General features: G+C 71.9%; 9 protein-coding genes. 3 read left to right on the plus strand and 6 right to left on the minus strand.

Annotation, left to right across the window (positions count from 1 at the left end):
* Both KN815_RS33660 and KN815_RS33665 read left to right on the plus strand, forming a co-directional pair.
* Positions 1-4,352 (plus strand): SDR family NAD(P)-dependent oxidoreductase (locus KN815_RS33660; RefSeq protein ID WP_216345636.1); only part of this gene is annotated, 4,352 nt, incomplete at its 5' end.
* A gap of 16 nt (positions 4,353-4,368) precedes the next feature.
* Positions 4,369-9,339, plus strand: coding sequence for a type I polyketide synthase (locus KN815_RS33665; RefSeq protein ID WP_216345637.1), 4,971 nt, complete (start codon positions 4,369-4,371; stop codon positions 9,337-9,339).
* Between the two features lie 70 nt (positions 9,340-9,409).
* Here the strand turns inward: KN815_RS33665 and KN815_RS33670 are convergent, their stop codons facing one another.
* The 6 genes from KN815_RS33670 to KN815_RS33695 all read right to left on the minus strand — a co-directional run bounded on the left by KN815_RS33670 (position 9,410) and on the right by KN815_RS33695 (position 16,522).
* On the minus strand, positions 9,410-10,273 hold the full coding sequence (locus KN815_RS33670; RefSeq protein ID WP_216345638.1) for an ATP-binding cassette domain-containing protein: 864 nt from the start codon (positions 10,271-10,273) through the stop codon (positions 9,410-9,412).
* Positions 10,270-11,301, minus strand: coding sequence for an ABC transporter ATP-binding protein (locus tag KN815_RS33675; protein ID WP_216345639.1), 1,032 nt, complete (start codon positions 11,299-11,301; stop codon positions 10,270-10,272). The genes KN815_RS33670 and KN815_RS33675 overlap by 4 nt, the downstream gene beginning before the upstream one ends.
* Positions 11,301-12,164 carry an ABC transporter permease gene (locus KN815_RS33680; protein ID WP_216345640.1) on the minus strand — a complete coding sequence of 288 codons (864 nt, stop codon included), beginning with the start codon at positions 12,162-12,164 and terminating at the stop codon, positions 11,301-11,303. Before KN815_RS33680 ends, KN815_RS33675 begins: the two co-directional genes overlap by 1 nt.
* On the minus strand, positions 12,161-13,129 hold the full coding sequence (locus KN815_RS33685; protein WP_216345641.1) for an ABC transporter permease: 969 nt from the start codon (positions 13,127-13,129) through the stop codon (positions 12,161-12,163). Before KN815_RS33685 ends, KN815_RS33680 begins: the two co-directional genes overlap by 4 nt.
* Positions 13,126-14,757 (minus strand): ABC transporter substrate-binding protein, encoded by a 1,632-nt coding sequence (locus KN815_RS33690; RefSeq protein ID WP_253209403.1) that lies wholly within the window; start codon positions 14,755-14,757, stop codon positions 13,126-13,128. The genes KN815_RS33685 and KN815_RS33690 overlap by 4 nt, the downstream gene beginning before the upstream one ends.
* Before the next feature lie 88 nt (positions 14,758-14,845).
* Complete coding sequence (locus KN815_RS33695) at positions 14,846-16,522, minus strand: amidohydrolase (protein WP_216345643.1); 1,677 nt, start codon at positions 16,520-16,522, stop codon at positions 14,846-14,848.
* A gap of 126 nt (positions 16,523-16,648) precedes the next feature.
* Here KN815_RS33695 and KN815_RS33700 point away from each other — a divergent pair.
* Positions 16,649-17,049: TetR/AcrR family transcriptional regulator (locus tag KN815_RS33700; RefSeq protein ID WP_216345644.1), on the plus strand; the 401-nt coding region annotated here is incomplete at its 3' end.

Consider the following 17,049-nt stretch of genomic DNA (forward strand, 5'->3'; position numbering starts at 1 on the left):
CGGGTACGGCGTTCTACTCGACGGTGACCGGTGGCCGTGCGCTCACCACCGACCTCGACACCGCTTACTGGGTGGCGAATCTGCGGGAGCGGGTGCGGTTCACCGATGCCGTCCAGGCGTTGCTGTCGGATGGGCATCGGGTGTTCATCGAGGCCAGTACGCATCCCGTGCTCACGCTCGGGCTTCAGGAGACCTTTGAGGAAGCCGAGGTCACGGCCGTCACCGTGCCGACTCTGCGCCGCGATCACGGCGGCCAGGCCCAGCTTCTCCACTCACTCGCCCAGGCGTTCACCGCCGGGGTCGACGTCGACTGGACCGCGCTGTATCCGAGTTCCCCGGCACCCCGCGTGGTCGCACTGCCCACCTACGCGTTCCAGCGTGAGCGCTACTGGCTCGACGGCCACGGAGGACGCGCCGGCGACCCGGCCGACCTCGGGCTCGTCTCCGCCGGACATCCGCTGCTGGGCGCCGCTGTCGAGCTTGCCGATGGCCGTGGCCATGTGCTGACGGGCCGGATTTCGGCGCGTACGCATACCTGGCTCGGGGAGCATGTGGTGGCGGACGCGGTGCTGGTCCCGGGCGCGGCGCCGGCCGAGTGGGTGCTGCGGGCGGCCGATGAGGTCGGCTGTGGCGGCGTGGATGAACTGGCGCTGCGGGTGCCGCTGGTCCTGCCGTCGTCGGGCGCGCTGCGGGTACAGGTCGTCGTGGGCGAGGCCGCCGAGGACGGGCGCCGTGATGTGCGGGTGTACTCCCGGCCCGCCGGTGAAGGAGACTCCGCCACGGGATGGGTGTGCCATGCGGAGGGCGTGTTGAGCGCACCCGCGGACCGTTCCGACGAGGCGCTGGGGCTGGGCGGGGCGTGGCCTCCGGCCGGTGCGGCACCGCTCGGTGTCGAGGGGTTCTACGACCGGGTCGCGGCCTCGGGGTATGCCTACGGGCCGTCGTTCCAGGGGCTGCGGGCCGTATGGCGGGACGGCGCGGATGTGTGCGCGGAGGTGGCCCTGCCCGAGGCCGCCGGAGAGCAGACCGGGTTCGGCATCCACCCGGCGCTGCTGGACGCCGCGCTGCATCCCGCACTGCTGATCGACCAGCTCGACGCGGACGACACCGAGACCGGTACCGAAGCCACTGATGGCCGGGTCTGGTTGCCGTTCGCCTGGAACGGCGTGACGTTGTGGGCGGCCGGGGCCACCACGGTCCGGGTTCGGCTCTCTCCCCAGCCGGAGAACGCCGAGGGCGAGCGCGCACTACGGCTGACCGTGGCCGATGCCGTCGGCGCTCCGGTGCTGACCGTGGATTCCGTGGCGATGCGGCCCGCGAGCGTCGATCAGTTGCGGGCGGCGGTGGCCCACGGCAGTCGCCGTACGGACAGCCTGTTCACCGTCGAGTGGACGCCTCTGCCGCTCGCGGCCGGGGCCGAGGAGACGGCGGCCGGGGACGATGACTGGGCCGTCCTGGGCGCCGACGGACACCCGGATCCTGCCGCGCTGGTCGCGGCACTGGGCGATCGGGAGCCCGTCCCGCCGGTCGTTCTCACCGAAATGGCCGCCCTGACCAGCCCCACCGGTGCGGGCGCCGAGGAGGCGTCGGCCGAGGCGCTGTCGGCGACGGAACGGGCACTGGAACTGGTGCGGGGCTGGCTCGCCGAACCGCGCTTGGCGGAGGCCCGGTTGGTGGTGGTCACGCGGGGCGCGGTCGCGGTCGACGGACCCGAGAGCACCACCCGGGTGGACCTGGCCGCTGCCGCCGTATGGGGCCTCGTGCGCAGCGCACAGTCGGAGAACCCCGGCCGGTTCGTCCTCCTCGACCGTGACGACGACCTCCACGCCAACGCCAACGCCACCAACGCCACCACCAACGCCAATACCACCACCAACACCAAGGCCACCCCCCACACCGATGCCGTGTGCATCGCCGCAGCGCGCGCCGTGGAACTGGACGAGCCCCAGCTCGCCCTGCGTGCCGGTCGGGCGCTGGTGCCCCGCCTGGTCCATGCCGGTACCGGGGGCGCGGGGCTGGTGGGCCCCGTGGAGCAGCCGGAGGCATGGCGGCTGGACACGGCGGGCACGGCGACCCTGGAGAACGTCGTGCCCGTGTCCTGCCCCGAGGTGCTGGAGCCCCTGGGCGCGGGCCAGGTACGGATCGCCGTACGCGCCGCCGGTGTCAACTTCCGTGATGTGCTGGTCGGTTTGGGCATGGTGCCCGGACAGACCGGACTCGGCGGTGAGGGCGCCGGAGTGGTGGTGGACATCGGCCCCGAGGTGTCCCACGTGTCCGTGGGCGATCGCGTCATGGGCGTCCTCGACCAGTCGTTCGGACCGCTGGCGGTCACCGACGCGCGGTTGCTGGCGCCGATCCCGGGCGGCTGGAGCTTCCGGCAGGCGGCGGCCGTACCGGTGGCCTATCTCACCGCCTGGTACGGGCTGACCGACCTCGCCGGGCTCCGGCCGGGGGAGCGGGTGCTGATCCATGCCGCGACCGGTGGTGTGGGGACGGCTGCGGTGCGGATCGCGCGGCATCTGGGCGCGGAGGTCTTCGCCACGGCGAGTCCGGGGAAGCACAAAGTCCTGGAGGCGATGGGCATCGACGAGGCCCACCGGGCCTCCTCACGCGCTCTGGACTTCGAGGAGACATTCCGGGAGGCCACCGGCGGCCGAGGCGTGGACGTGGTACTCAACAGCCTCGCCGGGCCATTCGTGGACGCCTCACTCCGCCTTCTCCTCAAAGGCGGCCGTCTGCTGGAGATGGGCAAGACAGATGTCCGCGACCCGGAGCGGATCGCGGCGGATTACCCCGGGGTGACCTACCGGGTCTACGACCTGATCACCGACGCCGGGCCGGACCGTATCGGCCAAATGCTGTGCGAGCTGGGCGAGTTGTTCGCCTCGGGTGTGCTGGGGCCGCCTCCCGTACGGGCGTGGACGCTCAGCCGGGCGCGTGAGGCGCTGCGGTACTTCAGTCAGGCCAAGCACACCGGCAAGCTGGTCCTGGACGTCCCCGCCCCGGTGGATCCCGGGGGCACGGTGCTCATCACCGGTGGCACCGGCACCCTCGGCCGACACGTCGCCGAGCACCTCGTCCGCGTCTGGAACATCCGCCATCTGATGCTGGTGAGCCGCAGCGGTATGGACGCCCCCGGCGCACCGGAGCTGCTGGCCCACCTCACCGACCTGGGCGCCGAGGCCCGGATCGTGGCCGTGGACGTCACCGACGGCGCCGCGGTGAACGACCTCGTCGCGGGCGTCGATCCGGCGCACCCCCTGACCGGTGTCGTCCACGCGGCCGGTGTGCTGGACGACGCGATGGTCACCTCGCAGACCCCGGCGGGTCTGGCGCGGGTGTGGGCCCCCAAGGCCACGGCCGCGGCCCATCTCCATGCCGCCACCGCGCGACTGCGGCTCGGGATGTTCGTGATGTTCTCCTCGGCCGCGGGGGTGATGGGCAGCCCGGGCCAGGCCAACTACGCCGCGGCCAACGCCTATTGCGACGCCCTGGCCACTCACCGCCAGGCCATGGGCCTCCCGGCGGTCTCGGTGGCCTGGGGGCTGTGGGCCGATGCCAGCGGGATGACCGGACATCTGGACGAGGCTGACCTGGCCAGGATGTCGCGTTCCGGCATCGCCGCCATGTCCGGCGAGCAGGCGCTGGGGCTGATGGACGCCGCCTGCTGGCACGGTGCCCCGCAGCCCGCGGCCGTCCAGCTCGACCTCCGGGCCCTGGCCGCTCAGCCCGCGGACACCCTCCCCGCCCTGCTGCGCACGCTCCTCGACAGCGGAACGACCCCCCGTCGTACCGCCGCCACCGGGGCACCCGCCGCCGGTCTGGTCGCCCAGCTCGCGGCGGTGCCCGTGGAGGAACAGCACCGGATCCTGCTCACGCTGGTGCGCACGCAGGCCGCGGCGGTCCTGGGCCACACCGACGCCGGGGCGGTGTCCGGTGACACCGCCTTCAAGGATCTGGGCTTCGACTCGCTGACCGGTGTCGAACTGCGCAACCGGCTCGCCGCCGCCACCGGGCTGCGGCTCCCCGCCACCGTCGTCTTCCGGCATCCCACGCCCTCGGCCATCGCCGCCGAACTGCGCGAGAAGCTGTGCCCCGCGCGGGCGGACACCTCGGCCCCCGTCTTCGGCGAGCTGGAGAGGCTGGAGGCGGCGCTGGCGCGCCTCGTACCCCACGACGACGAGGCCCGCGACCGGCTGGCGAAGCGCCTGGAGGCGCTGCTGTGGCGCCTGACCGACGACACGCCGGACGAGGCCACCGGCCGGCACCACCCCACCGTGGACGACGGCGCCCTCGACTCCGCGTCGGACGACGAGTTGTTCGAGTTCATCGACAGGGAACTGCCCTCTTGATCGTGAGTGAGGACTGATGTCGGGTACGGAAGAGAAACTCCGCCAGTATCTGAAGCGGGTCACGGTGGATCTCGGGCAGGCTCGTCAGCGGCTGCGCGAGATGGAGGAGCGATCCCAGGAGCCGGTGGCCATCGTGAGCATGGCCTGCCGCTATCCGGGTGGTGTCGGCTGCCCCGAAGAGCTGTGGGAGCTGGTGGCCTCCGGTGGCGACGGCATCACCGCGTTCCCCACCGACCGCGGCTGGGATCTGGACGGCCTCTACCACCCCGACCCCGACCACCCCGGCACCAGCTACGTCCGGCACGGCGGATTCCTGGACGGCGCCGACCGCTTCGACGCGGAGTTCTTCGGGATCAGCCCGCGCGAGGCCCTGGCGATGGATCCGCAGCAGCGGCTGCTGCTGGAGGTGGCCTGGGAGCTGCTCGAACGCGCCGGGGTCGACCCGGTGACGGTGAAGGGCAGCCGGACCGGTGTGTACGCGGGCGTGTCCAGCCAGGACTACATGTCCCGGATGCCCCGCGTCCCCGAGGGCTTCGAGGGCTATGCCACCACCGGCAGCCTCACCAGCGTGGTCTCCGGCCGGGTGGCGTACACCTTCGGCCTGGAGGGCCCGGCGGTGACCGTCGATACGGCGTGTTCGTCGTCGCTGGTGGCGATGCATCTGGCGAGTCAGGCACTGCGGCAGGGCGAATGCGATCTGGCGCTCGCGGGCGGGGTCACCGCGCTCACCACTCCGACCGCCTTCGCCGAGTTCTCCCGCCAGCGCGGGCTGGCCCCGGACGGCCGCTGCAAGTCCTTCGCGTCGGCCGCGGACGGCACGGGCTTCTCCGAGGGCGTCGGCCTGGTGCTGCTGGAGCGGCTGTCCGACGCACGGCGCAACGGGCATCGGGTGCTGGCCCTGATCCGGGGCTCGGCCATCAACCAGGACGGTGCAAGCAACGGTCTGACCGCGCCCAACGACGTATCGCAGGAACGGGTGATCCGGCAGGCGCTGGCCAGTGCCCGCCTCGCCGCCGACCAGGTCGACGCGGTCGAGGCCCACGGCACGGGGACCTCCCTCGGCGACCCGATCGAGGCACACGCACTGCTGGCCACCTACGGACAGGACCGGCCCGGTGAACGGCCCCTGTGGCTGGGGTCGCTCAAATCCAACATCGGCCATGCCCAGGCGGCCGCGGGTGTCGCCGGTGTCATCAAAATGGTGATGGCGCTCTGGCACGAGACACTGCCGGTCACCCTGCACATCGATGCGCCGACCCCCCATGTGGAGTGGGAAGGCGGCGGGGTGCGGCTGCTGACCGAACCGGTGGCCTGGCCGAGGGGTGAGCGGCCCCGCAGGGCCGGGGTGTCCTCCTTCGGGATCAGCGGCACCAATGCCCATCTGATCCTGGAACAGCCCCCCGAGCCCAGTCCCCCTGACCAGCCGGAGCCCGCCGCCCCGGCGCCCGAGGCGGTGGTGCCATGGGTTCTGTCCGCCCGTGGCGCCCAGGCCCTGCGGGGACAGGCGGCGGCCCTCGCCCGGCGGATCGCCGCCGATCCGGGGCTGCCCATCGCCGATGTGAGCTGGTCGCTGGTCACCACCCGATCGGTGTTCGACCACCGGGCCGTGGCCGTGGGCGAGACCCGCGAAGAACTGATGGCGGCCGTGGAGGCGCTGGCCACCGGCGGGACACACCCGGGCCTGGTCCACCCCGGTGGCGCCGCCGTGGCCGGGGACCTGGGCCCGGTGCTGGTGTTCCCCGGCCAGGGCTCGCAGTGGGCGGGCATGGGAGCCGAACTGCTCGACGTCTCACCCGTGTTCGCGGCCCGGGTGGCGGAGTGCGAACGGGCGCTGGCGCCGTACGTCGACTGGTCCCTCACCGATGTGCTGCGCGGCGCCGCCGGGGCGGCCGACCTGGGCCGTGTCGATGTGGTGCAGCCCGTCCTGTGGGCCGTGATGGTGTCGCTCGCCGCGGTGTGGGCAGGCCACGGCGTACGTCCCGGGGCGGTGATCGGGCACAGCCAGGGCGAGATCGCGGCGGCCGTGGTGGCCGGTGCCCTGTCCCTGGAGGACGGCGCCAAGGTGGTGGCGCTGCGCAGCAAGGCGTTGCGGCGGCTCGCCGGTGGCGGGGCGATGGCCTCCCTGGGAGTGAGCCGGGAGCGGGCCGGGAAGCTGCTGGCCGAGCTGGGCGACCAGGCGGCGGCCGTCGGCGTGGCCGCGGTCAACGGCCCCTCCTCCACGGTGATTTCCGGGCCGCCCGAGCAGGTGGCACACGCCGTGGCGGCCTGTCGGGAGGCGGGCGACCGGGCGCGGCCGATCGAGGTGGACTACGCCTCGCACAGCCCCCAGGTGGACGAGATCGCCGACGAGCTGGCGGAAGCCCTGGCGGGTGTCCGGCCGGTCGCGTCCAAGGTGGCGTTCTACTCCACGGTCACCGCCCGCCGGATCGACACCACCGGGCTGGACACCGCCTACTGGGTGACCAACCTCCGTGAGCCGGTGCGGTTCGCCGACACCGTCCAGGCGCTGCTGGCCGATGGCCACCGCGTGTTCATCGAGAGCAGCACCCATCCCGTACTGACCGTGGGAATGCAGGAGACCTTCGAGGAAGCCGCGGCCGACGCGGTCACCGTACCCACGCTCCGGCGCGACCACGGCGGCCGGGCGCGGCTGGTCGAGTCCCTCGCGCTGGCCTTCACCGCGGGCGTCACGATCGACTGGACCACCCTCCATCCCACCGGCCCCGCCGCCCCGCACACCGTCCAACTGCCCACCTACGCCTTCCAGCGGGAGCGGTACTGGCTGGCCGACTCGGTGTCCTTCGCCACCGAGTCCCCGGCGGACGAGGAGGAGTCCCGGTTCTGGGCCGCGGTGGAGGGAGAGGATCTGAGCGCGCTCTCCGAGACGCTGAGCCTCCCGGACGGCACCGGCCACCGGACCTCGCTGGGCACCGTGCTCCCCGCGCTCTCCACATGGCGTCGCGGCCGTCGTGAGCGCTCCGCCGTGGACTCCTGGCGCTACCGCGTCGAATGGCGGCCCGTCACCGCCGCCGCCCCCGCCGCCGCGGGCTCCTGGCTCGTGGTCCACCCGAAGGGCACCGCCCACGGCTGGACGGACGCCTGCGTACGGGCGCTGGGCGCGGACGGCGGCCAGGTGCGCAGGCTGGAGCTGGCCGAGGACACCGACCGGGAGGGGCTCGCCGAACTGCTGCGCTCCCGGTGCGCCGAGGAGCCGCCATCGGCGGGCGTACTGTCGCTGCTGGCCCTGGACGACCACGCGCGGCCGCTGCCCGGCGTGGCCCCCGGCCTGACCGGCACGCTCACCCTGCTCCAGGCGCTGGTGGACGCCGCCGTCACCGCGCCCCTGTGGTGTGCCACCCGTGGCGCGGTCGCCATCGACGACTCCGACCCCCTGGACGCCCCCCACCAGGCCCAGCTATGGGGGCTCGGCAGAGTGGCCGCCCTGGAACACCCGGACCGGTGGGGCGGATTGGTGGACCTGCCCGCGAGCCCGGACACCCTGGACGCCGAGCGGCTGCGCGCCCTGCTCACCGGGGCCTGCGGCGAGGACGAGGCGGCGCTGCGCCCGACCGGTGCGTACGGCCGACGGCTGGTCCCCGCCCCGATCGGTGGCCGCGCCTTGCGGCGCACCTGGAAACCCCGGGGCACCGTGCTCATCACCGGAACCGCCGACGGACCCGCCGCCCATGTCGCCCGCCGACTGGCCGCCGACGGCGCGGAACACATCGTGATGCTGGCCCCCGGAGGTGGCGACGCCCCCGGCGCCGTGGATCTGAAGGCCGAACTGGACGCGCTCGGCACCGGACTCACCGTGGCCGACCACTCAACCGCCGACCAGGACGGCACCGCACACCTCGTCGAGCGGATGGCGGAGGCGAGCGGACGGATCGGGACGATCATCCACACCTCGGCCTCCGGTGAGCTGGCCTCGCTGATGGAGCTCACCCCGCGGCGGCTGGCCGAGGAGATCCGCGCTCATCTGGACGACGCCGGGCGCCGGTTGGACGAACTGCGCGGTATGGGCCCCGAGGACACCGTGGTCTACTTCTCCACCGTCGCCGCCTCCTGGGGCAGCAAGGACCACGGCTCCTACGCGGCCGCCACCGCCTGCCTCGACGCGCTGGCGCAGCGCGACCGGGCCGACGGCCGCCCCACCGTCTCGATCGCGTGGGGGCTGTGGGATCTGCCGTACGGTGGTGACACATCGGACGGGCCGATGGCCTCGCACACCGAGCGCTCCCGACGGCAGGGCCTGTCCCCGCTGGACCCGCGGCCGGCGCTCACCGCACTGCGGCAGGTGCTCGACCACGACGATCCGCGTGTCACCATCGCCGATGTGGAATGGGAGCGCTTCGCGCCGCTGTTCACCCTCGCCCGCCCCAGCAGGCTCTTCGACGACATCCCGGCCGCCCGCCGGGCCATCGAGGCCGCGCGGGGATCCACGGAGGACACCGGCACCGATGAGGCGTCGGCGCTGCGGCGCGAGCTGGGCTCCCTGGCCGAGGACGAGCGGGTCGAGCGGCTGCTGGCGCTGGTACGCGCCCATGTGGCCGCCGTACTGCACTATCCGGCGCCGGAGGCGGTGGAGCCCGACCGCCCGTTCAAGGAGCTGGGGTTCGACTCCATCGCGGCCGTCGAGCTCAGGAACCGGCTGCGCGCCGCCACGGGGCTGAGCCTGCCGACGACGGTGGTCTTCGACTATCCGACACCCCGGGCGCTGGCGGGCCATCTGCTGGCCGAGGTGGACCCGGGAGCGGCCGGTGCGGCACATCCGCTCTCCGGACACCTCGACGGACTCGAGGCCGCACTGGCCGGGCTGCCGACCGGCGACCCGCGGCGTGCCGGTCTGGTGAACCGGTTGCAGGCCCTGGTGTGGAAGTACACCGCCGCCGCGCAGGAGAACGACGGACCGACGGACGAGGAGGACCTGACGGCGGCCACCGCCGATGAGGTGTTCGCCCTCATCGACCGCGAACTCGGCGTCTGACCGGCGGTCGCGGGGCCCCGCGCCCGCGACCACCGCCCGAGCCCGGCCGGCGAATGGTTCACAGGACGCCTCAGCCGCGCCCTCCCGCAGCTCCCTTGGCCATCAGCGGATCGAGCTCCCGGCGTCGGCCGCTGATCGAGTCGGGGTCCCAGCCCGGTCGGGGTACGGACGCCAGCAGAAGCTGTGTGTAGGGGTGTCCGGGGTCGGTGAGGAGGTCCGCGACGGGGCGGTGTTCCATCGTGCGGCCCCGGTACAGAACGAGCGCCTCGTCGCACACGTATCGCACGACGGCCAGGTCGTGGCTGACGAAGACCAGGCCGATGCCGGTGTCGCGGCGGATGTCCCACAGGAGATTGAGCACCTGCGCCTGTACGGATACGTCGAGGGCCGACACCGCCTCGTCGAGCACGAGCACGGTGGGTTCGACGGCCAACGCCCTTGCGATCGCGGCGCGTTGGCGCTGGCCGCCGGAGAGCTTGCGGGGGAGCGCGGCCGCCTCGCGCTCGCCGAGGCCGACCTGGGCGAGCAGCTCCCTGGTGCGGGTGGCCCGGTCCGCCCGGTCCGTCAGGCCGTGCAGGCGCAGCACTCCGTCGATGGTCGCGCCGATGCTGATGCGCCCGTCCAGCGAGAGGTACGGGTCCTGGAAGACGATCTGGACCGCCTTGGCCCGGGCGAGGCGGGCCGCCTTGCCGCGTACGGTCGCGGTCAGCGGCTTGCCCTGGACCAGGATCCGTCCCGCGTCGGGGCGTTCGAGGCCGATCAGCATCCGGGCCGTGGTCGTCTTGCCAGAGCCCGACTCTCCTACGATGCCGAGCGCGCCGCCGGCCCGTAGGGAGAACGACAGGTCGTCGACCGCGACGACCTCCGACCTTCCCTCCCGGTAGGTCTTGCGCAGACCGCTCACTTGGAGCAGCGTGTCCGTCTCGCTGGTCAACCGTCCTCCATATGCGGTGAGTTGGGAGCCGTCGCCGTCGCGGCGAGTGCGTCGGGTACGGAGGTGAGGTCGTCGGCGCGGTGGCAGGCGACCAGGGCCGTGCCGTGTCGCTCCAGGGGCGGTGGCGACTGGTCGCAGACGCCGGGCCGGGCGAAGCGGCAGCGGGCCGCGAAGGAGCAACCGGGGGCGGAGTCGAGCAGACCCATCGGGGCCCCGGGGATCGGAGTCAGCCGGGCGGGCGGGCCGTTCGGCGCAGACAGGGGAGGGGACGAGCCGAGCAGGCCCGCGGTGTAGGGGTGGCGAGGCGCCGCGAAGAGTTCGGCGGTGGGCGCCGTCTCCACGATCCGCCCTGCGTACATCACGTAGACGCGGTCGCAGGCGGCGGCCGCGAGTTCGATGTCATGGGTGATGAGGAGCAGGCCCAGGTCGCGTTCGCGTTGCAGCCGTCCCAGGATGGCCATGATCTCGGCCTGGGTGCTGACGTCGAGGGCGGTGGTCGGCTCGTCGCACAGCAGCAGCCGGGGTTCGGTGGTGAGCGCCCCGGCGATCATGACGCGCTGGAGCATGCCGCCGGAGAGCTGGTGCGGATACTGCCTCAGGTGCCGGGCGGGATCCGGGAGGCCGACCGCGGCGAGCAGTTCGGCGGCCCGGGCGTTCGCGCGGTCCTTGGCCCAGCCGTGGCTGACGCGCAGCGACTCGGTGAGGAAGTCCCCGATGCGGCGCACCGGGTTGATGCCCGCCCGGGGGTCCTGGAAGATCATCGACGCCTTGGCCGTACGGATGGTCCGCAGGCCGGTGGCGTCGGCACTCACCAGGTCCGTTCCATCGACCCGGACGTGGCCTTCGATGTCGGCCCCCGCGGGGAACAGGCCGAGGGCGGCGCGGGCGGTGACCGACTTTCCGGAGCCGGATTCACCGACCAGGGCGACGATCTCACCGGCGGCCACGGTCAGATCGATGCCGTCGAGGACCGGGCGGGCCATGCCGGGCAGGGCGATGTTCAGGGCCTCGTACTCGAGCAGTGCCATCAGGAATCCCTCCCCGCGAGCCGGTCGCCGAAGTTCTCTCCGACCACGTTGAAGGCGACGACGACCAGGACGACCGCTACCGCGGGCACAGTCGATGACAGCGGCTGGCCCTGAAGGACCGCGGCCTGACTCTGGTTGATCATCGCGCCCCAGTCGGGTGTCGGCGGCTGAACGCCGAGGCCCAGGAAGGACAGGGCGGCGAGGTCGAGCAGCGCGTAGCCGAAGTTGACGGTCGACTGGGCGAGCACGGTCGGGCCGATGTTCGGCAGCAGTCGGCGGACCGCGACGAACACCCCGGAGTGCCCTTGCACACGGTAGGCGGCGATATAGGGCCTGGCCTGCTCCTGTAGGGCCAGACCGCGCACCAGCCGCGCGGTGTACGGCATGTACGCCAAGGACATGGCGATCACCGGTGCCGTCATCCCCTTGCCGAAGATCGCCACCGCGAGAATCGCGACGAGCAGCGCGGGGAAGGCGAACACGACGTCGAGCAGCCGCCCGATCACGGTGTCGGCCCAGCCGCCCCGCCAGGCCGTGAACAGGCCGACGGCGATGCCCGTGACGGTGGAGAACAACACCACCGCGAGCGGCCCGACCAGGCTCGTACGACTCCCTTCGATCAGGGCCGAGAAGGTGTCGTGCCCACCCTGGTCCGTGCCCAGCCAATGCTCGGCGCTCGGGCCCACGAGCCCCGAGCCGAGGTCGCCGTATGTCGGATCCTGCGGCGCGAGCCACGGCGCGAACACCGAGACCAGCACGAACAGGACCAGAAGCAGCAGGCACAGGTTCTGAAGCCACCCGCCGCCCAAGGCCCGCAGCCGGGCGGCCGGACCGCGCTTCACGCCTGCGATCTGTACGCTCATCGTGCGCTCCCCGCTGCCGCCACCCGCGGATCGATCAGCGGATGCACGATGTCCACCAAGGCGTTGAGTACGACGAACGCGGCCACCACGAGTAGCACGATCGCCTGCACCACCTGGAAGTCCATCTGGTTGACCGACTGCACGAGCAGCGATCCCACGCCCGACATCCCGAACGCGGTCTCCACGATCGAGGTGCTCACCAGCATTCCCGAGATCAGGAGCGCGGAGACGGTGACGATCGGTCCGAGCGCGTTGCGCAGCACATGACGCCGGATCACGGTCCACCGCGGTGTGCCGCGGCTCATCGCGACCTCGACGTGCTCACGGCCCAGCTCCTCCAGCATCGACGAGCGGGTCACCCGAGTCACCAGCGCCATGAACGTCACCGACAGGGCGACCGCCGGAAGAACGATGTGATGCAGTCGGTCGAGTACGCCGGTGCCGTTGCCGATGGTCGGGAACCAGCCGAGCCGCACCCCGAACACCGACCTCAGCAGCAGCGCGGCGACGAAGGCGGGGGCGGCGGCCCCCACCGTCACCAGAAGCATCAGTACGGAGTCGGTCCGTGTGCCGCGGCGCAGCGCACCGACCATGCCCGCCGCGATGCCCACCACCGCGATCAGCAGGGCCGACACCCCGATCAACAGCAGCGTGGCGGGCAGACGCGACCAGAGGACCGAGCTGACGTCCTGGTGGAAGAGGTAGGACCGGCCGAAGTCGCCGTGCAGCACATTGTCCAGCCAGTGCCCGTACTGGACCAGGAACGGCTGGTCGAACCCGTACTGCCGCCGGATCTCGGCGAGTTCCTGCGGGCTCGCGCTGCGGCCGCGCACCAGGAAGCTCGCCGGGTCGCCGGGCGCCAGGTACAGCGAGGAGAACACCAGGAACGAGGTGGCCAGCAGGGTCGCGGCCATTCCGGCCAGTCTGCGCAGGACCCCGAGCGCTCGCGTCGCCGCGCGACTCATTTCTTCGCCCCGATCTCGGCCGCCCACGGGTAGTACAGGTAGGCGATCGACGGCTGAACGCCGGTGATCCGGTTGCCGAGGAAGACGCTCACCGGTTGCGTGTACAGAGGCAGCCAGGGCAGTTCCCGCAGGGCGATCTGCTGCGCCTTCGCGTTGGCCTCCGCGTGCGCGGCCGGTTCGTAGGTGCCGACGGCCTGCTCGACGGCCTTGTCGAAGTCCTTGTTGGACCAGTCCCCGTAGTTGGTGACGGCGCCGGTCTGTAGAGAGGTGTACATGTCCAGCGGGTCGGTGATCGAGGTGTACCAGAAGGTGAGGAAGAGGTCGATGCCATAGCGGGCGGCAGGGTCGGTGAAGAGCGTCGAGTACTTCTCCGGGGAGAGTGTGTCGATCTTGGGGCTCAGCCCGATGGCCTTGGCCGCCTGGGCGACAGCTTGTGTGATGATCTTCGTCTGCGAGTCGAGCGGGCTGGTTGCGATGACGACACGCTGGCCCTGCACTCCGGCCTTCTTCGCGAGCTTCTTGGCCTTGGCCGGGTTGTACGGGTAGCGCGGCAGGTCCTTGGGGAGGGCCTTGCGGGTCGCGGCGGGTGCGTTCTTCCACATGTTGTCGGTGACCAGCGAGTCGGCGACCTCGCCGACCCCGCCGGCGCCGGCCTTGACGATGCCCTTGCGGTCGATGGCCATGAGCAGGGCCCTGCGCACCTGGGCGTCGCCCAGCGGGCCCTTGAGGTTGCTGACCACCTCGTCGGCGACGGTGGTGTTGCGGCCGAAGTAGAGCTTTCCGGCCTGGGACGAGCGGAGTTGGTCGTAGGCATCGGTCGGGACCATCCAGCCGCCGTCCACCTCACCGCTCTGGAAGGCGCTGACGCGGGTCGTCGCATCGCTCAGGAACACGAACTTGACCCGGCCCGCCTTGGCCTTGAGCTTGGGGTTCCAGTAGCCGTCGAACTTCTTGAGCTCGAGCGACTGGCCCGGGTTCCAGGACCCGAACGAGAACGGCCCGGTGCAGTTCACGCCGCCCTTGGGGCTGCCGTAGTTCTTGCCCTTCTTGGCGAGGGTGGCGGCGGACTCGACGGTGCCGGGGCTGGCGGCCATCGCCTGGTTGAAGGTCGAGTCCGGCTTCTTCAGCCTGACGGTGACTTCCAGCTCGCCGGAGGCGGCGATCGACTTCACATTGCGGAACGAGTTGACCCAGGCGCTGCCCACGGCGGGGTCGAGATGACGGCGCAGTGAGGCGACGACGTCCTTCGCGGTGAGCAGCGTCCCGTCGTGGAAACGCACTTGGGGGCGGATCTTGTAGACCCAGGTGGTGGGCGTCGGATTGCTGTACGAGGACGCGAGGTTCGGCGACGTCGTCAGATCCGGGTTCCAGCGCAGCAGGCTCTCACAGACGTTGGAGAGGATCTGGTTGGGCGGGTAGTCGAAGGCGTAGACGTAGTCGATCGAGGTGGGCTCGGCGTAGATCGACCAGGTGAAGGAGTCAATGGCGCCTGCGGCGGCGGGAGTTCGGTTCGTGAGTTGATACGCGGCACTCGTGCTGCCGCCTTTGTCCGAGTGCGCGGTGCCGCTGCACGCGCTGGTGACGAGCACCGCGGCTGCTGCGAGGAAGGTCCCCGCGGTGCGCCGCAATGGCCGGGTCCGTCGTCTCGTTCCTGCGCTCCCTATGAGCATCGTCTGTCTCCGTCCGGGGTGGGCTCGGTGAAGTGGAGGGGATACGTCAGTCGGTCGCGGCGAAGACGAGCCGACCGTCGATATAGGTCCGGCGCACCCGGGCGCCTGCGATCTCCTGGGAGGGGCCCGCGAACGGGTCGCGGTCGAGGACCACGAGATCCGCGTACTTGCCCTCCTCGATCGTGCCGGTCACCTCGTCGAGGTGGTTCACCCAGGCGCTGCCCGCGGTGTACGCGGTGAGCGCCTCGGTCAGGGACAGGGCCTGCTCGGGGTAGAACGGCGCACACGCCGCGTCGGGGGTCTCCTGCGGGGGTACGGTGCGGTTGACCGCGACATGGATGCCCCACAGCGGGTTGGGGCTGCTCACCGACCAGTCGCTGCCCGCGACCAGGCGGGCCCCGGCGCGCCGCAGATCCCCGAACGGGTATTGCAGGGCGGCCCGCTCGGGGCCCAGGAACGGGATCGTCAGCTCGTCCATCTGCGGTTCGTGCGCGGCCCACAGCGCCTGGATGTTCGCGGCCACGCCCAGGCTCGCGAAGCGTCCGATGTCATCGGGGTGGACGACCTGGAGGTGGGCCATGTGGTGCCGGTTGTCATTGACGCCATTGGCGGTCCGGGCGGTGGCCAGTGCGTCGAGGGCCTCACGGACGGCGCGGTCGCCGAGCGCGTGGAAGTGGACTTGGAAGCCGGAGCGGTCGAGCGCGCACACCGCCTCGGTGAGCAGGGCGGGCTCGACGAAACTGAGCCCGGAATTGGCGGTGGGGCAGCCGCAGCCGTCGAGGTAGGGCTCCAGCATTCCCGCGGTGAAGTTCTCCGCCACGCCGTCCTGCATGATCTTCACGCTGGTGGCGTTGAAGCGGCCCACCTGTCCGGTGCGGCGGCGCTCCTCCAGCTCGGGAAGTTGTTCCAGGCCGCGTTCGCGGTCCCACCACAGGGCACCGACGACGCGGGCGAGCAGCGAGCCCTCACGGGCCGCGCGCAGATAGACATCGAAGTTGTCGGGGTTGCCGGGGAAAGCGCCGATCATGGCGTCCTGCCAGCCGGTCACTCCCAGCGAGAAGAGGTACTCCTGCGCGGCGAGCAGACCGGCGTACGCCTCCTGCGGTGTCGCGGCCGGCATATGGCGGGCCACCAGTTCCACGGCGCCCTCCTGGAGGGTGCCCGCCGGGGTCCCGTCCGGCTCCCGCTCGATCCGGCCGTCCGCCGGGTCGGGGGTGTGGCGGTCGACCCCGGCGAGGTCGAGCGCGCGGGTGTTGGCCCAGGCGCCGTGGCCGTCGCGGTTGGTGAGCAGGACGGGCCGGTCCGGCACCACCGCGTCGAGCATGCCGCGCGTCGGCGTACCCCCGGGGAAGCTGTCCATGGACCAGCCACCGCCGCGGATCCAGACCGCGTCCGGATGGTCCTTGGCGTACTGGGCCACCACCTCGAGATAGCCCTCGGCGGTGCTCCGCTCGCCCAGGTTGCAGCCGAGCATCAACACTCCGGCCACCACGGGATGGACATGGGCGTCCTGGAACCCGGGGACGAGCAGCCCGCCCTCGAGGTCGACGACCTCCGTGGCGGTGCCGGCGAGCGACCGCACCGTGCTGGTGTCGGCGACGGCAAGGATCCGGCCTCCCCCTACGGCGACGGCGGCGTCCACCGGGGTGGGCCGTGTTCCGGCTCCGGTGAAGACCCGGCCACCCAGGAAAACGGTGTCGGCCTGTTGGCTGCGGTGTGCCATCAACGCATCCTCCGGCTCGGCGGGCTGACCCGCTGGCTAGTTGTTGTGGAGGAGTGAACGGCAGCGCAATGTCGTTGTCAACGGTATTGCGCTAATCGTTTCCTGGATCGATACACTGGCCGCACCATGCCGAAATCACCCGCCAAAACGGCCCGGAGCAAGCGCGCGGGCAGTCATCTGACGCCCGACGCGATCATCGACGCGAGCCTGCGCATCGCGGCCCGCGGAAGCGAGGACGCCTTAACCGTCCGGCGCCTGGGCGAGGAGCTGGGCGCGGACCCGACCGCGATCTACCGGCACTTTCGCGACAAGGACGAGCTGCTGCTGTCCGTCGCGGACCGCACGCTCGGCGAGGTGCTCGACACCATCCCCGAGGGCCTCGACTGGAAGGGACGCATCCGGGCGCTCGCCGACGGCTCACTGGCGGTCGCCCTCAAATACCCGGTGGTGGGCTCGGCCATGGCCAGCCGGACCACCCGGCGCCCCAACGAGTTCCGGGTCGTCGAACTCATCCTCGGCGCCGTCAC

The organism is Streptomyces niphimycinicus (assembly GCF_018883605.1).
In the GTDB taxonomy this organism is placed as follows: domain Bacteria; phylum Actinomycetota; class Actinomycetes; order Streptomycetales; family Streptomycetaceae; genus Streptomyces; species Streptomyces niphimycinicus.

Excerpts from the sequence above, each read along its gene's own strand:
- KN815_RS33665 (WP_216345637.1), top strand. The coding sequence starts at position 4,369 with ATGTCGGGTACGGAAGAGAAACTCCGCCAGTATCTGAAGCGGGTCACG.
- KN815_RS33675 (WP_216345639.1), bottom strand. The coding sequence starts at position 11,301 with ATGGCACTGCTCGAGTACGAGGCCCTGAACATCGCCCTGCCCGGCATG.
- KN815_RS33680 (WP_216345640.1), bottom strand. The coding sequence starts at position 12,164 with ATGAGCGTACAGATCGCAGGCGTGAAGCGCGGTCCGGCCGCCCGGCTG.
- KN815_RS33685 (WP_216345641.1), bottom strand. The coding sequence starts at position 13,129 with ATGAGTCGCGCGGCGACGCGAGCGCTCGGGGTCCTGCGCAGACTGGCC.
- KN815_RS33695 (WP_216345643.1), bottom strand. The coding sequence starts at position 16,522 with ATGGCACACCGCAGCCAACAGGCCGACACCGTTTTCCTGGGTGGCCGG.